Source organism: Paenibacillus sp. 1A_MP2 (assembly GCF_052244825.1).
Classification (GTDB): Bacteria; Bacillota; Bacilli; order Paenibacillales; family Paenibacillaceae; genus Paenibacillus; species Paenibacillus vandeheii.
In genome coordinates this window covers 6,437,126-6,455,582 of record NZ_JBQQCS010000001.1, presented here as the reverse complement: position 1 = coordinate 6,455,582, position 18,457 = coordinate 6,437,126, and the positions used below count along the sequence as shown (strand labels likewise).

Sequence of the window (18,457 nt, the reverse complement as noted above, 5' to 3'; positions counted from 1 at the left end):
AAAATATTATAGGCTGTGCTCGCGGATTCTGACGTGAACACAGCCTTTTTTATGTTGAAACACGATCAGAAGTTGTCTGGTTGTTCTTGCGAGAACGGATCCGGTGAACAAGTAGAAGAAGGAGCGGAATGATAAAACATACGGTTATATCCCAATCCACCCAGGCAGGCATAATGGTTTCAATATAAAAAATGACATTGGGAGAAATCAGGATGGACAATGCAAACATGAGCAAGGATGAAGGGAGAATGAGTGGTTTGTATGTTTTTAACCGAAACAGCTGAGCTAGTCCGATAACAAAAGCAAACATGTACAACAGGCTTTTAAAATAGGTTGCAATTAACCAAGCAGTAGCCATAAAGGCTTCAATACGCTCAAAAAAGTTACCCACATTAATTTTTTGAGACAGGGTGTAGGAAATGAAAATGTTATGCTGGGTCAGAAAAGGTCCTACAACCATAAGGGAAAACAATAACAGCACACATAGTAGCAGGCCTCCACAGAAAGTGGCAAGCAGCAGATCTCGTTTAACGTGTGGCCCTGACGTCACATAAGGAAGAATCATCGTAAGTACGATCAGTTCCCCGAAGGAGGTAAATGCTCCGCGAATAACGGTTTCAACCAAATGGACCCAGCTGCTGCTCAGGAATGGTCGCAGATGTGAAGCGTCTATTTTGGGCAGCAGCCCCACGAACAGAAGAGCCATAAAGACAACAACAATTGGAGTCAATAGTTCACTCGTTGCCCCCATGGTTTGCAATCCTTTCATTAGGCCCCAGATTAGCGCACACAAGAGCATAATTAAAATAACACGGATGGGGGTTTCGAGGTAGATTTGAGTCGTCATGAAGTCTCCAACCTCACGGATACAGATGGCAGCGCCAATGGCGAAATAGAACAGGTAACCAGCAGACAAGATCGATCCAATCCATGAACCAAGCAATTTCTGGCAAATCTCAATTAAAGATAGTTCAGGGTAGGTTTGGTGTAGCTTGTAAAAGATCCAAATGATAAATAGACCGATAGGCTGGCTGAGGAAAGAACATATCCATGCATCCTGTTTGCCCAAGGTTGTGACCAATGAAGGATAGATCAGAATCATATCCCCAACCATGACAAGAAAGGTAAGCAGTGCAAATTGCCGGATAGTTATTTTATCTTTAATAATCATGGTCTCTATCCTCCTTTCTAATCGACAGCTAACAGAGGCATCAATATTATGCTATCCGGAAGACTTTGATTTCCATCCTTTTTTGAACCTATGCACCAACAATAACAATCCAGGAAAAATAATACATAATGTGGTGTCCCAATCTACCCAGTATGGAACGACGGTAATGACAATGAAAGTCAAATTGGGCGAGACCAAATTGGCAAGGGCAAATACCAACAAGGATGCTGGCAAGATAAGCATGCGATACTGCTTGAGCCTGAATAATTCGGCACATCCAACAACAAATGCATACAAATACACTATTGCTTTGACATACGTGGAGATTAGCCAGGAAGAAGCCATAATGGCTTCGATCCGTTCAAAGAAACCACCGATATTAATCTTCTGAGATAAAACAAAGGAAGCATAAATATTATGCTGTGTAAGGAAAGCGCCTAGAACGAGCAAGGAGATGGTAACCAGGATCGCAAGCAATAGGTTTCCAGCTCCTGCTGACAAAAGTACGTCCCGGGTCTGGTGCGCCTGTTTTATTGTGTAAGGAAGAACCATCATAATGGGAATCAGTTCACCTACCGGATATATGATACTAACGAGAGTTCCCTGAAGGATGGGAACGACGCTAGTGTCCTTCAAAGGTTTCAAATTGCTGGGATCAATCTGGGCAGCAGAGAGAGTGCAAGTACAAAAATAAATACGATCAGGATAGGCATCAGTAATTCACTGCTGCGTCCCATTGTTTCTAAGCCATGATACAGGCCCCAGCCCAAGGTGATGACAAACATCAGAATGATGACTCGAATCGGAGTATATTGAAAAATTTGAGACGTGATGAAGTCTCCGACTTCTCTGGTATGGGCTGAAGCCCCTACGGCAAAAAAGAAAAGGTAAAATACGGAAATTAAAGAACCTGGCCAAAATCCCAGGATACTGCGCAGAATCTGTATCAGATTTTTCTCTGGATACAAGCTGCATAACTTTAAGTACATTAGCATGAGCAGCATTCCGAGTGGAACGCCGATAAGTGCACATATCCAGGAATCCTGTTTGGCATAGGAAGTGATAACCGAAGGATAGATCAGCATCATATCCCCGACCACCATCATGAATATAAGGGTGGACAATTGTCTTATTCCGATGCGGCCCTGTTCAAGCATAATGTCCACCTCCTTTTTTTCCTAAGTTCCAGTCAAGTGTGCTAAAAATTGATTTACCGGTTCATAGATCCATATGATGAGATAAAGCGGACTGGGAAATTCCCACAAATTGATCGCAAATACACTGAGGAAGGTAGCCAAGAGCAGCAAGGCACTGTACACAATAGTTTCCTTCCATTCCTTACGACGGATGAGTCTAGGCAGATCGAACCACCCAATTAGCCCTGCAGTCACAATGACACTAAGTGTAAGTAGCACCCTGTCTCACTCCCTAATTTGATCTTTGAACGAATCATCCAGTGTGCCTACACGTTTGATTTGCACATTGATATCGTAATGAACATCCAGATTTTCGAGATAGTCGTCCCAATCCTTTTCCACCTTTTTAAAAAACTTGGGATCCGAGTGATAAACCTCTTGCCCAAACCCGAATATATCGACATGAAATTTGCGCTGTACCGATTTAATGGATTCTTGCATCAGATCTTTAAGTCGTTCCTCACTGTCACGTTCCAGTTCCTTGAGGACTTTCATTGAACCAATTTTAATTCCGCATTCCACGGCACCAATAGATGATACATTTTTTATCTTAATGTCGATTACAGGGTGTCCCGCAACGACTTTTGCTTTGCGTTTGGTTGTTGTTCGAAGTGTTTTAAAGGTCACATAACCATCCTTTCGACAAGGAAGATGACCGATCGTGGATACCACATTGTTTCGAATATAGTTATATCCCTTAGATTCGTCTTCCGTTAACCAGCCAATGAGCTTGTCTTTTTTAAAGACGGATAGTCCAGTTGAATTCAGCTTGGCCGGAGATTTAATTGTTGTAATATTAGCTTGACTACCACTTTTCTCCGCTTCACCAACAACCTCAACCCCTGTGATTACCGGCTGTATTCCGGGAGAAAGGATATATTCCATTAATTGATCCCCGGTTACGGTTGTTGTGGGTGACCAGGTCTTGGTGGATACATCCAGTGAATTAAACATCTTTTCTGCAGGTAAGTTCTCAAGTGGTGTGAGCACGTCAAGTACTTTGGAGGCTGTTGTGTTACGTGCAACCATGACGTAATAATCAGGACGGACGGTAGGTTCACGCATTAATGCTTCAGTAATGTCGTAAATCCCGACTTTCCGTGCATACTCTTCACCAATGACCATCACACGGATATGCGCCATGAAAATGCGGCGTGGGCTTGATTGTGTTAACTTTTGAATGGCTTCAAACAAGGTAGGCGCAGAAGCCTGATACTGAGTCACTGGCGTTCCTTTACCGCCCCTGACTTGGAGGATACTTCATTGGGAACAACAACCTGGGCACTCACCTTGATCATGTCTCCATCCTTGTCCACACCAAGACCCAGCATGATGCCAAGTTCATTGAGTTCCTGTCGATCCCAGCATCCGGTAAGGAGAGGGAGCAGAACGGCAAAAGATAGAATCAATTGTAGGCATTTGTTCATACACGTTCTCCTTACCGATTATCGCTTCGTTTTTTTGTTTGCCTGTCTGGTTACGTTCGGAGTTCCGGTAGAGATCGGACGGGTTTTCATCCGGGACCAAGGCACGCGGAAAATGGTATCTTTGAGGTCTTTCCCGATATAAGGTGCAAACGGGGACATATAAGACACACCAAAGGATCTTAAACTGCATAGATGGGTTACCGTAATCAGCAGAACCATCAGAATCCCGTAGAAACCAAAGGCGGCAGCTAGAATCATCAGGACAAAACGCAGAATCCGTACAGAGATGGAAAGTCCATTTTCCGGAATAACATAACTGGATATCGCTGTAATGGATACGATAATAACCATGGCAGCCGATACAACGCCTGCATCTACTGCGGCCTGACCAATAACAAGGGTACCCACAATGGAAACGGCCTGACCGACAGTCTTCGGAATCCGGATGCCGGCTTCCCGTAAAATCTCATAGGTTAGCTCCATTAAGATGGCTTCAATGAATGCCGGGAATGGAACACCTTCACGCTGAGCTGCCAGACTAATAAGCAGGTTGGTAGGCAGCATTTCCTGGTGAAAGGTAGTAATGGCAATATAAAAGGATGGAGCGAGCAGCGCGATAAAAAAAGCCAGATAACGGATTAGTCGAATTAACGAACTGATGTCGGCACGTTGGTAGTAATCTTCGGGAGACTGAAAGAAATGAACAAACAGGGCAGGGACAAGCAGTACGAAAGGAGTTCCGTCTATAATGATCGCTACCCGACCTTCAAGCAGTGCAGCACATACGCTGTCTGGTCGCTCACTGTTATAAACCGTAGGGAAGATCGTACCTGTTTTGTCCTGTATGAGTTCCTCGATATATCCGCTTTCCAGAATAGCGTCAATATCAATCTCATCCAGTCTGCGCCGCAGTTCTTTTACAACCTCTTGATCAACGATATGCTCCAGATATACCACTGCTACCCTGGTGTTCGTGACTCGACCAAGCTCCCTTTCCTCAATCCAGAGATGGGGGTCTCGAATTCGTTTGCGAATTAAGCCTGTATTTGTACGTAAGTTTTCATTGAAGCCTTCCATGGGCCCTCGAACAACGGTCTGGGAGATCGGTTCACCGACGGGACGGTCTTCCCAGCCTGCTGCTGCAATTTTCAGGCCCCGAGTGGAACCTTCTAGGAGCACAACGGCAAAGCCCGCCAGAAGGGCATCAAGAATGTCTTTCATCTCATCAATTAATAACACGTTGCTGGCCGCTAGCACGTCATTCTGGAGATAGACCAGATGCTCATTATCCTCCGAAAACTCAGGTATCTCCCGGGTTTGTAACAAGGATTCCAGGATGGAACGATTGATAATCTGCACATCCACCATTCCATCGATGTACAACATGACAGAAGGCCATTTTTGCAAACAATGCAGTGGGCGAATCATCAAGTCTTTGCTATTCCCCATCACTTGGTTGCAGTAATCTATATTATCCGTAAGATTCGGAGATATCGTCTGATCCAGACTGCTCTGCGATGCTGTACTCATTCCTTCACCCCTTATACACCCTATATTTGCAAATTAGTATGACCTGGATGAATCAGGATTATCACAAATGTGTTATTGATTATCCCGCAGAATAAAAAAGAACATTGTCAATCCTTTATTATTAGCATAATATCTAATTAGATTTATATCTAATTTTGAGAAGAGGGTTTTTCATGTTGTCCAGATCTTCCGTATTACTTCTGCTACAAAAAGAATCGGAGTACCGCAAGTTCTTTGTCGCCGGATTAGTGAACGGCATAGGTGACCGTTTCTGTCAGGTCGCCATGCTTTCGCTAATTCTCAGTACAACAGGATCTGGACTTGCCATAGGACTAGCCCTTGGTCTGCGTGTGCTTCCATTTCTGCTGCTCTCCCCGGCAGGAGGCATGTTAACCATACGCTTCTCACGGCGAAAGATTATGCTGCTTACTAATCTGATAAGGGTGCCTCTTGCTCTGAGTTATTTGCTCGTGAACAGTGCAGATGATATGTGGATTCTATACACAGCGAGTACTTTACTAGCGTGTGGTGAGGCTCTCTATGCGCCTGTCCGGAAATCAGGAATACCATTGCTTGTTCAACCGGAGAATTTGCTCAAAATTAACGGACTTGAACAGGTAATGAACGGTACCGTGCTGATAGTAGGTGCCTTTCTTGGGGAATCACATCTTCCGTGATTGGTCCACAGGCTGCGTTTATTACGAATGCCTTATGCTTTCTAATAGCAGCAGGTTTAATACGCAACGTCTTATTTCCGCCTATGGTTGAGACTGAACCACGTGAGAGTACTTCTGGAAGGGGAGATGGTTCTGGAGGTGCTGTTTCTGGAAATTCTGTGATCGCTCGAAACTCCATTGCAGCGCCTATTTTCTTGGTTATATGGCGGTTGGTTCGGTCCTCTGTAGCATTACAGATCATCATCCTGTTCGAGTTGTGGGTACCGGTCATAAATGGGATCGACAATGTATTGATTAGCGTATATGCCATTGAAGTGTTTGGCCTTGGGGATTGGGGTGTAGGTCTGTTCTATGCGGCGCTAGGTATAGGGCTGGTATTAAGCAACTGGTGCGCTCGTTATTTTCAGCAATGGTTACTCCCGGGAGTAGTCATGTGTCTACTCGTAGAAGGGGGATTACTTATGCTTCTTAGTATCGCGACTCTGCCTGTGATCGCAGTTCTGATCTATATTCTGCTGGCCCTTATGTCGGGGGTAGGCAATGCTTGTCTGGATACATTGTTGATGGGAGATACACCTGAGAAATACCGAGGACTCATCTATGGTTTGGTAACGGCATGCAGTAGTAGCATGCTGGGGTTATCCATGTTTGGTGCGGGTTTATTATTGGAAGTGGTTGAGCCCCGTAAGCTTGGTTTCGCAGGAGGTTTGGGTTTCGCAGCAATTGCTATTTTGCTTACCGCTTATGGATGGCTAAGGGCACGTGAAGCTTTTAAGATTAGACGCACAACCAAAAGAACATGAAAAATAGGAGCCGCACATGCAGCTCCTTGCTAATAACAGAGAGTTAACCCGGAGGTTTGGCACCCTCACCGTTTACTTTTGTCTTTGCCGAACAGCAGCAGGCTTGCGCAGCGATCGGGCTGCCCACGCTTTTCGATAACGGTAAAGTACGGCTGCAATTAACAGCAGTGCAATACCTGCGACAATGTAAGCTGTATATTGATGGGCAAGCTGGAACACCGCGTTCCATTGGGGACCGAATAATTTACCTATGCCCAGAAACAGAAACACCCAGAACAATGCGCCTGAATAGGCGTAGAGAGCGAATTTGCGAAAGGGAACAGCGGCTATACCCGCGAAATATCCGGTGAAATGTCGCACTCCCGGAATGAAATAACCGATGAAGATCAGAGCATTGCCGTACTTGGCAAACCACTTTTGCGTTTTATCCAGCTTGTCCGGTTTCATTAGAAACCATTTTCCATATCGCGTAATGAACGGCAGACCTGCTTTGGCACCAATAAAATACGTGATCGTCATGCCAATCGTCGTTCCCAGGAAAGCGAGGATGGCAAGTATTCCAAAGTCCAGATGACCCTTGTAGGACAGATATCCTGCATAAGCCATGGTCGTTTCTCCCGGGAAGGGAAGGGCAATGAATTCAAGCAATAAGCCAAAAAATAAAACGCTGTATCCGTAGGATCCAAACAGATGCTGGACCTTCTCAAGCCATTCCAATAGACTTCACTCTCCTGCAGACAGGGTGGGAGGAGATACTTACTCTCCAAGGCGTTTTGTTCATGATCCTACCTGTCCATTATGCTACCTAATCCGAAGCGAAGAATCAATCACGAGCCATCCCGAATTGTGAAAAATTATAAAACAAAATCGCGTCTTTTTTCAGGGCGTCCTCCATATAATTCTAACAAATCTGCTGAAGTCTATCAGCAAATTCACTAGAGACGTTGGAGGTTGATTCGTTCATGGTAACACCAATACATACATTTTTATCTGGAAAATGGTCTGTGCTTGTTCTTCGCATTGTGGTACTGCTAAGTGTATTTGCTGCATATGCAGGCACAACTTACGCATCTTCTGCTTCGGGCTCTGCTGCGCCCGCCTCCAAAGAAGAGAATTCCCAAGACAAAGTAGTCTATTTGAGTTTTGACGATGGACCGGGTAACCATACCCGTGAAGTATTGGATATTTTGCGCAAGGAGCAGGTTCTGGCTACATTCTTTGTGCTTGGTGAGCAGGCAGAACGTTATCCTGAGATGATCAATGCGGTTGTGGAAGATGGACATGCGTTGGGCAATCATACGTTTAATCATAATTATGAACAGCTGTACAGTGATTTCAAAGTGTTCTGGAAGCAGATCAAACAAACAGAGGAAGTCGTAAATCGAATTACCGGATTTCGTCCGAATCTGGTACGTGCACCAGGCGGTACCTATGGACATTTTGACCAGAGTTATTTTGATCTGATGAAATTGGGCGGGTACACCGTTATGGACTGGAACGTTGACAGTGGTGATTCCAAACGCAAGGGTGTTCCCGCTAAAGAAATTTTGCGCAATGCTACCAAGTTGCCTGGCGGGGCACGTTCGGTCATTGTGTTGATGCATGATGGAGGCGCTCATGCTGAGACGGTAAAAGCACTTCCTGGCATTATCAAGTACTACCGCGGTCAAGGTTTTCGTTTTGACACGATGAAAGCCTCGGATCAACCTGTTCAATTCCGCATCGATTCCAATGGGAAATACAAGTCACGCAAGGCTCCGGGTACGGAGTGGATTGCAGAACATGTACAGGAGAACAGCAACCTGTGGTTGGCAGGCAAGGAACTGAAGGTGGAGATTGGCTTCACAGCGGCCACATTGAAGCAAGGAGAGTTTCGTGTGGAAGATCAGCGGATCATGGTGCCTTTGCGGACCTTTATGAAAAAGTTCGGCGGCAGCGCTCGCTGGAATGCAGACACCCGGACAGCTACAGCCATATGGAAAGACCGAATCATCCATGCAGACAGCATCAGCGGAGAACTGACAACGAAAAGTGCAAAATTGATCCATGATAGGACAACAGAGGCAGTTGTGCAGAGCCAGGGAGGAACAACCTGGGTTCCGCTACGGGATTTAATGGAGCATATGGGAACAGATATTGATTCACTGAAGGCCAATGAAAAGGAATGGATTGTGAAAGCCAGCGTGCCTCTGGCATCGGCGACCAGCATGTATATGGATAAATTGATCTGAATAAAGTCGCTCGTGCAGGACTATTCTCTCTACTTCCGGGCAACACTGAATCATAGATTAGTATGTTTCAGGAATGCCGATGGATGGAAGGAGATCAGGAGAAATGTCTTATATCCGAATGGAACATGAACATGCCGTTGAATTGCTGAATAGAGTTATGAAGCGAGTGGAAAGTGTGATAATTGGCAAGAAACAAGAAATTCGATATGTGCTGACTGCAATGCTTAGTGGAGGGCATGTACTTCTGGAAGATGTACCGGGTACAGGCAAAACGATGCTGGTTCGCGCTGTCGCTTCTGCACTGGATTGCTCTATGGGACGAATTCAGTTCACGTCGGACGTGATGCCGGCGGATGTGACAGGTACGTCGATGTATCATCCACATACGGGAGAATTCAAATTTCGCCCAGGACCCGTCATGTCCAATATTGTTCTGGCGGATGAAATCAATCGGGCTTCCCCCGCACCCAGTCTGCACTACTGGAAGCGATGGAGGAACGACGCATTACGGTGGATGGCACAACCTATGCTTTGCCACGCCCGTTCTTTTTGCTGGCGACACAGAATCCTTTGCAGTTCGAGGGCACCTATCGTCTGCCTGAAGCGCAGCTGGACCGATTTATCATGAAGATTGGACTGGGATACCCTGAGCCGGAGCAGGAAGTCGAACTGTTAACTAGGATGCAAAGCAGAGAACTGTTTGATGAACTTCGTCCTGTCATGCTTGCTGAAGAAGTCGTAGCCATGCAGCGTGAAGTGAAGTATGTACATGTTGACCCTGTGGTCAAACAGTATCTGGTTGCTGTCGCCGTGGCCTCCAGAAGTCATCCGTCGGTAAGACTGGGCATTAGCCCGCGCGGAACATTGGCCTGGATGGCTGCTGCACAATCGTTTGCTTATCTCCAAGGTCGAAGCTATGTCATTCCCGATGATGTGAAAGAGATGGCTGTCCCGGTCCTTTCCCACCGTGTTCAGTTAAAGGCCCAGAACAGAGCGGAAGTCTGGGGGCAGGCGCAGGTAATTCAGGAAGTTCTGGCAGCGGTCCCTGTACCTGTTCAGATGGCGGCACAGGGAAGGGGACGGCGTCAATGAGTGCGCTGGGTCAACGGATGTTGGGTGCTGTCTTGGTGGTGGCTTTTGCCTCTTTCTATGTATGGCATGGCGGTAAAGCCGCGCTTTTTCTGTCCATGATCGCGACCTTGATGCTCGCAAGCGCACTGAGTATCCATTTTTTCGGTCCGCGCAATATTAACATTCGGCGGCAAATGCATGCGAATCGGGTTGTGGCAGGTGAAAGAACGACGGTAGCGGTGGAACTGAAATTCGACTGTCCGATTCCACTGTTATGGATCATTCTGTGTGAGAATACACCTGCTGGCGTACACCGTAAATTACTTTTCCCGGAACCCGTCGCCAGTTTACGTATCAATATGAATTATCGGGTTTGCGAAGAGGTGTGTACAGATGGGAATCAGGGAAATTGTATTGGGGTGATATTTTCGGATGGAATACGGCCTCTGCAGAGACGGTGAATCATACCCCGCTAATTGTTGTGCCTCAAGCAATGGAATGGGGCGAGAGTGCTCCCGGAGAATGCTCAGCCATAGGTGAAGATGCGCTGTCTGAACGAAGAAGCAGTCAGGGAAATCGAAGTCCTGAGTTCCGGGAATACCAGCAAGGAGATCCTCTTGGGCGTGTTCATTGGAAAAGTACAGCCAAAACGGGTCGGCTTCAGACTTTTTTGCCTGAATCCTCAGATTCTGCCTCGCTGGGTATCCTTGTGTATGAAGGTGCATCAGGTTATGAAGTAAAGCAGTCAGAAAAGAGAGATACGCCTGCTTTTGAACGTGCGGTCCGTGCAGCTGCTCGTTGGATTTATACCGCTGAACGGGATAACATACCTTATCAGCTGTGGACAGAAGGCGGTGGGTCAGGATCTGCCCACCAGGAGAAATGGCAACAAGAACTCTTGTATTCACCTGAAAGCCATGAACTGGACAAACTGGCACAGGCACGAATCTCAACATCTCACGCTATAACTCCGTCGCTTCGTACAGAGATGTTGGATAGAATTGCGATCGGGTCACGAATTGTGGTTCTCACCGGAAGAATGGATGACGCTCTGGTGGACTGGGTAATGTGTGCAACCGGGTTGGGGTACAGGGTAGATGTTCAACTGACCGATCAAACCAATCGTGACGCGGGCAATGAAAGTCTGGAACAGCTTCGTCAAAGAGGAGTACAGATCCATTGGATCACAGACGGCTCATTACCTTCAATGAGAAAGGCGGAGGTAACAGATGTGGGAGCATAATGGAAACCTTCAAGCGAATTCCACAGTAGCTGAAAGGGGCGTACCGCCAGTTTAGGATTAGAGTCTGTGCAATCCATATATAAAGCTGAAACGAGGACATCTGGAGTAGATCTGAGGAGTAATGGTCAAAGCTCGGAGCCTCTCCTTTACAGAATTGGTATTTCTGCCATTTTGCTTATATTGTCCCTGGAGTGGATCTATCCTATAACGTCAACGGGTCAGCAGGGCAGTGAACGATTCTTGTCCGTAATGGCAGGATTAACAGGGGCCTTGCTTCTCATGGGGTTGCTTCGTACGGGCTGGATCACGGGAATACTAATCAGGCTCTGCATTGCGCTAGCCGCATTATGCTGCATATATGGAGGGAATGACCCTGCCGGATGGGCAACTACATACCCGGCCACTTTTTCGGCAGATATGGGCAGTTTCTTGAGTACCTGGCGTTTTCACTCCATTAGTGTGGAGACAAGAGGTCTGCTCATGATGTGCGGCTGGAGCATGCTAATGGCTTCTGTGCAGTCGCTTGTACTGCTGCGACGAAGTGTGATGCTGTTTGGCAGTGCAACATTGGTCTATTTGCTGCTGCTTGAATCCTTTGCCGGGCTGGATGTATATGCTTCGGTAGTACGTTCTGTGCTGTGGATTCTACTCATTCAGGCCATGCTGCAGTTGCTTCGTCTTAATGGCGGGGTCACGACCCCGATCTTTAGGAACAGTCCTTACGGCCGTTGGTGTACAGTAACACTTACGGTGTCGGCAGGTATGGTACTTTGCTCAGCGATTCCTGGTCAGCTTGCTTTCCTTCCTCCGCCGGAACGGATATCCCTTGAGCAGATGGGTGAGCGACTGGCCCGCTGGGCAGGCTATACACAGCACGGAAGTATTCCTGCCGCATCCGCTGTCACAGGATATAGTACAGCGGATGCACCAATGGGGGCACCTTTGGTACAGGGAGACACGATTTTTTTTACGGCGAAAAGCTCGGTAGCTACGTATTGGCGGGGCGAGACCCGTTCATATTATAACGGAAGCACCTGGAGCGATCCGGTGCAAAGCTTTGCGACAGCAAGTCCATCCGGATTGGTGCGTACCGATGGTTGGGAGTATCCAGCCTATTGGCAGCGTATTCGTCAAACGGTGACGATGAAGCGAGAATGGCGAGGACCAAATCCCCTTTTTACAGGCGGAACGCCGCTCAATCTTTCGTTCCAGGATAAGAACAGTGATCTTCAGAAGAACAAACGTTTACTTCTGTCGAATGAAGATTCAGCAACGTTATGGCTCGCGGGTACCTATGACGATCAGCCGGTCAAAAGTTATACGGCAGATGTGATGATTTCTGTGGCAACACCTGAACAACTACGCCTTCTGGAGAAGACGTCCACAATGAAGGATCCAGCCGCTGTTCGCAGAACGTATCTGCAACTGCCGACTTCGCTTCCCGGGCGTGTACAGGCTCTTGCCAAGGAAATCATTCGGGGCAGCGAAACCCGTTATGATGCTGTACAAGCCGTGAAGAATTACTTAGCCGACCACGCCGAATATACACTGGATACCCGTATGCCACCGCGAGGAACTGATTTTGTGGACGATTTTCTGTTCGTCACACGGCAGGGATATTGCAATCATTTCTCAACAGCCATGATTGTACTGCTGCGTGCAGAGGGTATCCCGGCACGCTGGGTTAAGGGTTTTGGACCGGGTGAAGCAGACCCGGACGACTCCGGGCAATACATCGTTACTCAGGGAGATGCACACTCCTGGGTTGAAGTGTATTTCCCGGCGCGGGCTGGATGCCATTCGAGGCTACGCCTGGCTTCACCATGACTCAGGGTGAAGGCCAAGACGTTGCTGCGCTTAGCGGGCAGCAGCCCGTTGCCGTAACCCCGCCGCAGACAGACGGCGGGGTGGCTCACGCGGGCGCATGGCTGCTCGCCCGCGCACGGGCCATTGCCGCGCACCCATGGCTCGCGGCAGCCCTTGCGGCAGCGGCGCTGCTGTGCGCCGCCGGGGCCGTGCGCATGCGGCGGCTTCGCCCCGCGCTGCGCCTAAGGCTGCTGCTGGCGTGGCCGCGCAGCAGCTTTCCAGACCGCGAGCGGCTGCTTAGCGCCGCCGCTCCGGTCTGGGCCGCGCTCGCGCGCCGCTACGGCCCGCGGCCGCCGGGAATGACGCTGCGTGAATATGCAGCGTCACCCCCTGTGGCCGCAGGCACGGATGGCGCGGACATCGCGCGGTTTGCAGCCGACTGGGAACGGCTGCTGTACGGGCCGGACCGTCCGCTGCGCGCGGACAGTCTGGACTTCCTGCGCCGGGCGCTTCATCTGGCCCGGCGGATGCAGGCGCTGTAACACGAAGTACAGCGCTATACATAGACGCCTTTCTCGCCCTATAAGCGAACGAGGCGTCTTTCCGCGAGCATACACCGCGAGCTTCATGCGGAAGATCTCTTTTATAATGAAAATAGTGCATAAAGCCTTTTCTTATATTTCCGATCGGAAATAAATAGAATCAAAGTGAAAATAATCGACCCAATACCGTAATTTCAGACGTTGGATTTGCCATGTTTTGAGATGTCGAAAAAAGGAGTTTCGCCTTTCCTTGACGGTATGTTTTGTCGTTGCGTATAATTAGTTTCATTAATTGAGGGAGGCACGGTAATGAATAAGCAAAATGAAATAGTGGTTGTCCTGGACTTTGGGGGACAATACAACCAGTTAATCGCCAGAAGAATTCGGGATCTCGGCGTATACAGCGAGCTTTTGCCGTATAACACACCAGCGGAGAAAATCGCAGAATTATCACCAAAGGGTATCGTGTTCTCCGGTGGACCATCTAGCGTTTACGCAGAAAATGCACCACACGTAGATCCGGCCGTTTATGATCTGGGCTTGCCAATCTTCGGAATTTGTTACGGCATGCAGCTCATGGCACAACAGCTTGATGGTAAAGTGGAGCGTTCCGAGAAGCGCGAGTACGGTAAAGCGGATATCGAGTTTGCACCAGGTTCTGCTCTCGCACAAGGTATCGAAGGTGAACATACGGTATGGATGAGTCATGGTGACCACGTGGTTGCTCTTCCTGCTGGATTCAAACTGGATGCAGGCACGGAAAGTGCGCCAATCGCTGCGATGAGCAATGACGAGCGCAAATTGTATGCTGTTCAGTTCCATCCAGAAGTGCGCCACTCTGTTCGCGGTAATGAAATGATTAAAAACTTCCTGTACGAAATCTGTGGTTGCGAAGGCAACTGGAGCATGGAGACGTTCATCGAAGATACGATCAAGGATATCCGTGAAAAAGTGGGCGACGGTAAAGTATTGTGCGCACTTAGCGGCGGTGTGGATTCCTCCGTTGTGGCTGCATTGCTTCACAAAGCCATCGGTGACCAACTGACATGTATGTTTATCGACCATGGTCTGCTGCGCAAAGGCGAAGCGGAGAGCGTAATGGAGACGTTCGTCGGCAAATTCGACATGAAAGTTGTCAAAATTGATGCGCAAGAGCGTTTCCTGTCCAAACTGGCAGGCGTGGATGATCCGGAACAAAAACGTAAAATCATCGGTAACGAGTTTATTTACGTATTTGACGAAGAGTCCAAGCAGTTTGATGATTTTGCTTTCCTGGCGCAAGGTACACTGTACACGGATATCGTGGAAAGTGGCACAGCGACAGCTCAAACGATCAAATCCCACCACAATGTGGGCGGATTACCTGAGGACATGAACTTCAAGCTGATCGAACCACTGAGCGCTTTGTTCAAAGACGAAGTGCGTAAAGTCGGCGAAGAGTGCGGTCTGCCAGAAGCGATCGTATGGCGTCAGCCGTTCCCAGGTCCGGGTCTGGCTATCCGTGTACTGGGCGAAGTGACTGAGGACAAGCTCAAAATCGTTCGTGATTCGGACTACATCCTGCGTGAAGAAATTATCAAAGCCGGTCTTGACCGCGAAATCTGGCAATACTTCACAGCCCTGCCTAACATGAAGAGTGTTGGGGTAATGGGTGACGCGCGTACGTATTCCTATACTGTAGGTATCCGTGCTGTAACGTCCATCGATGGAATGACAGCTGACTGGGCACGTATCCCTTGGGACGTACTGGAGAAAATCTCCGTGCGGATCGTTAACGAAGTGGATAACGTAAACCGTATTGTGTATGACGTAACTTCCAAACCACCAGCAACGATTGAGTGGGAATAGAAGTTTTAACTACACAGATTTAATAACAAGAGATCGGAGATTCCGTCAAAGGATCTTCGGTCTCTTGTTTTTCTTTCATTTGGTGTTGTACAAAGAATCGAACTTAAACCAGGATGGAATCGTAAGGAGGTTGCCGCACTAGCCTTAAAGAGCTCGCTCTCCTGCAAATGAAACAGATTACCGCTGAGGATATCGAATCCCTGATTCATCGTAAACCCTTGGAAAGAATGATTGTTCATTTGAAAAATGCCAAACAGCAAAAAGTCGCGAAGCAGGCGATTATGGCAGCAGGTATATGGGATGAGAGTGGATGGTGGTATAACGAGGAACCTCTGAATATTTAATTTCTTTTTTAGGTTCATTTCAGCTTGTTTTCATGTGGGGCTTGTACACTGAGTACATAATACGGCTACATGGCACTGAAAGGAGAATTGAATGTATGCGTAAAACCGACAATATGAGCAAATGGAAGATGGGCATTGGAAGTGCGTTTCTGATGGTGATGCTGGCAGGATGCGGCTCGGGTATGCAGGACCTGGCTCTCGGTGCGGGGATTCTTCATTTGCAAATGTAGAGGCAGCAGATTCGTCTTCCGATCAGACCCGGAATCAGGAGTTGTATGAAGGAACAACAACCGGTACTACTGATCCGGAACAACAGCAGGTACAGGACGTTCAAACAGAGATTTAGAATGTAGGACCCATCATGTAAAAAAATGAACTCGTAACCGAGCAGTCCGCTCTCTATACCTAATCTTTCGAACGAATACCTAAATACATTATCCTCATCACATAATTATTCTATCAATAACCCATTAAGCTACCATGGATCAACGTGTGCATGCCACCTTTGACTGCGGTAGCTTTTTGAATGTTGCAAATGATGGAAATCAGCCTTTGGCAAGATCAACATATACTTGAAAAATTCACCGGAAACCTCATGTAAATTTGGGTTGTAAACCGCTGAACTGGTTCATTTTGTTAAATAATACGAACGATTTAGTTAATGAATGCGAATAACATTCGTTTTTCTCATTGACAACTAGAGGTAACCCTCCTAAAATAGTGATGGGAAACACACAAATAGCGCATAACTACTTCGTATAATCCTGGGGATTGGCCCGGGAGTCTCTACGAGATCACCCTAATGATCTGGCTACGAAGAGGAGAAGGCTGAGCACATGAATTCTACATGATTGCGTCGGGCATGACACCACGCACATTAGAATTTTTTTTGTTCTCCGTATTGGCACCGTGCCACTCCTCATCAGCTAAAACCCTGGGTGATGCATTCATCTTAGGGTTATTTGTCGTTTTTCAATATGGCTTCAACATCTCTAAGGAGGAATTGGTGAATTATGGATCGTTTCTTTAAATTAAAAGAAAACGGAACGAACGTTAGAACGGAGATTGTTGCGGGTCTCACTACCTTTATGACAATGGCGTACATTCTTTTTGTCAACACGCTGTTCTTGGGATCAGCTGGAGCTGGAATGTCGGATAATGCCGTATTTTTTGCAACAGCCGTAGGTGCCGGTTTGATGACTATTATCATGGGATTGTTCGTTAACATTCCGATCGCCCTTGCACCAGGCATGGGGTTGAATGCTTATTTCATGACCGTGGTTTTGAGCTCAAACGGTGCGATTTCCTGGCAGGCCGCTCTCGGAGCCGTATTTATCTCTGGTATCGTATTTATTATTTTGACTGTGACCAAGATCCGTCAGATGCTGCTCGTTGCAGTTCCGGATTCATTAAAAATGGCAATCACAGTTGGTATTGGTCTTTTTATTACCATTGTCGGTTTCAAACTGGCTAATCTGGTCGCGGTAACAGTTAATGTTGCACCAGATGCGGATCTGAGCCAGCCGATTCCGGGCAGCAGCTTCAATCTGTCTTTGGGTAATTTTATAACGCATCACGATGCATTACTGGCCTTGATCGGACTACTCATTATTGCTGTACTTATGGTTATGCGCGTCAAAGGTGCACTGCTAATCGGTATTATTGCCACAACGTTAATTGGTATCCCAATGGGCGTTACGAATCTTAGTGGCTTGTCCGGTGCAAGCTGGTTGCCTAACTTCAGCGATCTGGCGGTTGGACAACTGGATCTAAAAGGTGCAATTAGTCTTGGATTGTTTGAAATTATCTTCATCTTCACCTTTGTAGAGTTGTTTGACACATTCGGAACGATGGTGGGTACAGCAACGCGAATGGGGATTATGAAGGACAAGAAGAAAGGCGAGAAAACGATTGGTAAAGCAATGCTCGTCGATGCTGTGGGTGTAAGTGCGGGTGCTGCCCTGGGTACGAGTACCATTACTGCTTTCGTTGAAAGTGCCTCTGGTGTCGAAGCAGGTGGACGTACAGGTCTGACTTCTGTAACAACAGGTATCCTGTTCATTTTGGCCTTGTTTATTGCTCCGCTGGCATTGGTTGTTCCGTCAGCTGCAACAGCTCCGGCATTGATTATCGTCGGTGTCCTGATGATGAGTCAGGTTCGCAGCATTGAGTGGGATGACTTCCTGCAGGCTTTCCCAGCCTTCCTTACAATCGTATTGATGCCTTTCACTGGAGGAATTGCGAACGGGATTTCCGCAGGGATTGTATCCTATGTCATTCTGGCCGTATTCAGTAACCTGGTTACGGAGCGCAAGGTGAAGATACATTGGCTTATGTGGATATTAGCTATCATTGTTATATGCCGGTATGTATTCATCGGTGGAGAATAACAAGTTTAATAGATTGAAATTGGTTAATTACTTGCCATAGGTTCGTTATGATACAAATGAAGAAGCGGAAGCCTCGGTACGATATCGGGGCTTTCGTTTTTTTGTTTTCTTCTATATAAAGGAGAAACAACATGAGTTACGGTTTGATGGTTTTTGATTCAGTTCTGGCTCCAGTTGA

Annotated in this window: 13 protein-coding genes, 4 pseudogenes and 1 riboswitch; of the genes and pseudogenes, 11 read left to right on the top strand and 6 right to left on the bottom strand. The window is 47.3% G+C overall.

The features are described from left to right. Positions 1 to 49: 49 nt before the first annotated feature. The 5 genes and pseudogenes from ACTWJ7_RS31730 to ACTWJ7_RS31710 form a co-directional block, all read right to left on the bottom strand. Complete coding sequence (locus ACTWJ7_RS31730) at positions 50 to 1,171, bottom strand: GerAB/ArcD/ProY family transporter (protein WP_301882549.1); 1,122 nt, start codon at positions 1,169 to 1,171, stop codon at positions 50 to 52. Between the two features lie 51 nt (positions 1,172 to 1,222). Then, positions 1,223 to 2,256, bottom strand: a pseudogene (locus ACTWJ7_RS31725) (GerAB/ArcD/ProY family transporter). A 93-nt stretch (positions 2,257 to 2,349) separates the two neighbouring features. Next, on the bottom strand, positions 2,350 to 2,586 hold the full coding sequence (locus tag ACTWJ7_RS31720) for a hypothetical protein (protein WP_301882550.1): 237 nt from the start codon (positions 2,584 to 2,586) through the stop codon (positions 2,350 to 2,352). A gap of 6 nt (positions 2,587 to 2,592) precedes the next feature. Beyond that, positions 2,593 to 3,698 (bottom strand): annotated as a pseudogene (locus ACTWJ7_RS31715) (Ger(x)C family spore germination protein). A gap of 114 nt (positions 3,699 to 3,812) precedes the next feature. After that, complete coding sequence (locus ACTWJ7_RS31710; RefSeq protein WP_301882552.1) at positions 3,813 to 5,324, bottom strand: spore germination protein; 1,512 nt, start codon at positions 5,322 to 5,324, stop codon at positions 3,813 to 3,815. A gap of 173 nt (positions 5,325 to 5,497) precedes the next feature. On the opposite strand from ACTWJ7_RS31710, the pseudogene ACTWJ7_RS31705 reads away from it, so the two are divergent. Next, a pseudogene (locus ACTWJ7_RS31705) lies at positions 5,498 to 6,804 on the top strand (MFS transporter). A gap of 72 nt (positions 6,805 to 6,876) precedes the next feature. Here the strand turns inward: ACTWJ7_RS31705 and ACTWJ7_RS31700 are convergent. Beyond that, the gene (locus tag ACTWJ7_RS31700; RefSeq protein WP_301882554.1) at positions 6,877 to 7,521 is read right to left on the bottom strand and encodes a DedA family protein; all 645 of its coding nucleotides are present in this window, start codon (positions 7,519 to 7,521) and stop codon (positions 6,877 to 6,879) included. 245 nt (positions 7,522 to 7,766) lie between these two features. Here ACTWJ7_RS31700 and ACTWJ7_RS31695 point away from each other — a divergent pair, with 245 nt between their 5' ends. From ACTWJ7_RS31695 to ACTWJ7_RS31650, 10 genes and pseudogenes are all read left to right on the top strand, one after another. Then, positions 7,767 to 9,035 (top strand): polysaccharide deacetylase, encoded by a 1,269-nt coding sequence (locus tag ACTWJ7_RS31695; protein WP_301882555.1) that lies wholly within the window; start codon positions 7,767 to 7,769, stop codon positions 9,033 to 9,035. A 103-nt stretch (positions 9,036 to 9,138) separates the two neighbouring features. Then, positions 9,139 to 10,127, top strand: a pseudogene (locus tag ACTWJ7_RS31690) (AAA family ATPase). Continuing rightward, positions 10,124 to 10,567, top strand: coding sequence for a hypothetical protein (locus tag ACTWJ7_RS31685; protein ID WP_443146228.1), 444 nt, complete (start codon positions 10,124 to 10,126; stop codon positions 10,565 to 10,567). Before ACTWJ7_RS31690 ends, ACTWJ7_RS31685 begins: the two are co-directional and overlap by 4 nt. Continuing rightward, on the top strand, positions 10,516 to 11,349 hold the full coding sequence (locus ACTWJ7_RS31680) for a DUF58 domain-containing protein (RefSeq protein ID WP_443146227.1): 834 nt from the start codon (positions 10,516 to 10,518) through the stop codon (positions 11,347 to 11,349). Before ACTWJ7_RS31685 ends, ACTWJ7_RS31680 begins: the two co-directional genes overlap by 52 nt. A gap of 66 nt (positions 11,350 to 11,415) precedes the next feature. Next, on the top strand, positions 11,416 to 13,176 hold the full coding sequence (locus ACTWJ7_RS31675) for a transglutaminase-like domain-containing protein (protein WP_443146226.1): 1,761 nt from the start codon (positions 11,416 to 11,418) through the stop codon (positions 13,174 to 13,176). A gap of 80 nt (positions 13,177 to 13,256) precedes the next feature. Next, positions 13,257 to 13,697 (top strand): DUF4129 domain-containing protein, encoded by a 441-nt coding sequence (locus tag ACTWJ7_RS31670; protein ID WP_443146225.1) that lies wholly within the window; start codon positions 13,257 to 13,259, stop codon positions 13,695 to 13,697. A 309-nt stretch (positions 13,698 to 14,006) separates the two neighbouring features. Then, positions 14,007 to 15,545 (top strand): glutamine-hydrolyzing GMP synthase, encoded by a 1,539-nt coding sequence (guaA, locus tag ACTWJ7_RS31665; RefSeq protein ID WP_301882560.1) that lies wholly within the window; start codon positions 14,007 to 14,009, stop codon positions 15,543 to 15,545. A gap of 167 nt (positions 15,546 to 15,712) precedes the next feature. Beyond that, a complete protein-coding gene (locus tag ACTWJ7_RS31660; protein ID WP_301882562.1) occupies positions 15,713 to 15,889 on the top strand; it encodes a hypothetical protein in 177 nt (58 codons plus the stop codon). 95 nt (positions 15,890 to 15,984) lie between these two features. After that, the gene (locus tag ACTWJ7_RS31655; RefSeq protein ID WP_443146224.1) at positions 15,985 to 16,119 is read left to right on the top strand and encodes a hypothetical protein; all 135 of its coding nucleotides are present in this window, start codon (positions 15,985 to 15,987) and stop codon (positions 16,117 to 16,119) included. 504 nt (positions 16,120 to 16,623) lie between these two features. After that, positions 16,624 to 16,723: riboswitch (purine riboswitch) on the top strand. A gap of 179 nt (positions 16,724 to 16,902) precedes the next feature. Continuing rightward, positions 16,903 to 18,279: an NCS2 family permease gene (locus ACTWJ7_RS31650; protein WP_024630796.1), complete on the top strand. Its 1,377-nt coding sequence runs from the start codon at positions 16,903 to 16,905 to the stop codon at positions 18,277 to 18,279. Positions 18,280 to 18,457: the final 178 nt, after the last annotated feature.

Bases quoted from the DNA above. Each gene is read 5' to 3' on its own strand.
- ACTWJ7_RS31730 (WP_301882549.1), bottom strand. From the start codon at position 1,171: ATGATTATTAAAGATAAAATAACTATCCGGCAATTTGCACTGCTTACC.
- ACTWJ7_RS31660 (WP_301882562.1), top strand. From the start codon at position 15,713: ATGAAACAGATTACCGCTGAGGATATCGAATCCCTGATTCATCGTAAA.
- ACTWJ7_RS31685 (WP_443146228.1), top strand. From the start codon at position 10,124: ATGAGTGCGCTGGGTCAACGGATGTTGGGTGCTGTCTTGGTGGTGGCT.
- ACTWJ7_RS31655 (WP_443146224.1), top strand. From the start codon at position 15,985: ATGCGTAAAACCGACAATATGAGCAAATGGAAGATGGGCATTGGAAGT.
- guaA (WP_301882560.1), top strand. From the start codon at position 14,007: ATGAATAAGCAAAATGAAATAGTGGTTGTCCTGGACTTTGGGGGACAA.
- ACTWJ7_RS31650 (WP_024630796.1), top strand. From the start codon at position 16,903: ATGGATCGTTTCTTTAAATTAAAAGAAAACGGAACGAACGTTAGAACG.
- ACTWJ7_RS31710 (WP_301882552.1), bottom strand. From the start codon at position 5,324: ATGAGTACAGCATCGCAGAGCAGTCTGGATCAGACGATATCTCCGAAT.
- ACTWJ7_RS31695 (WP_301882555.1), top strand. From the start codon at position 7,767: ATGGTAACACCAATACATACATTTTTATCTGGAAAATGGTCTGTGCTT.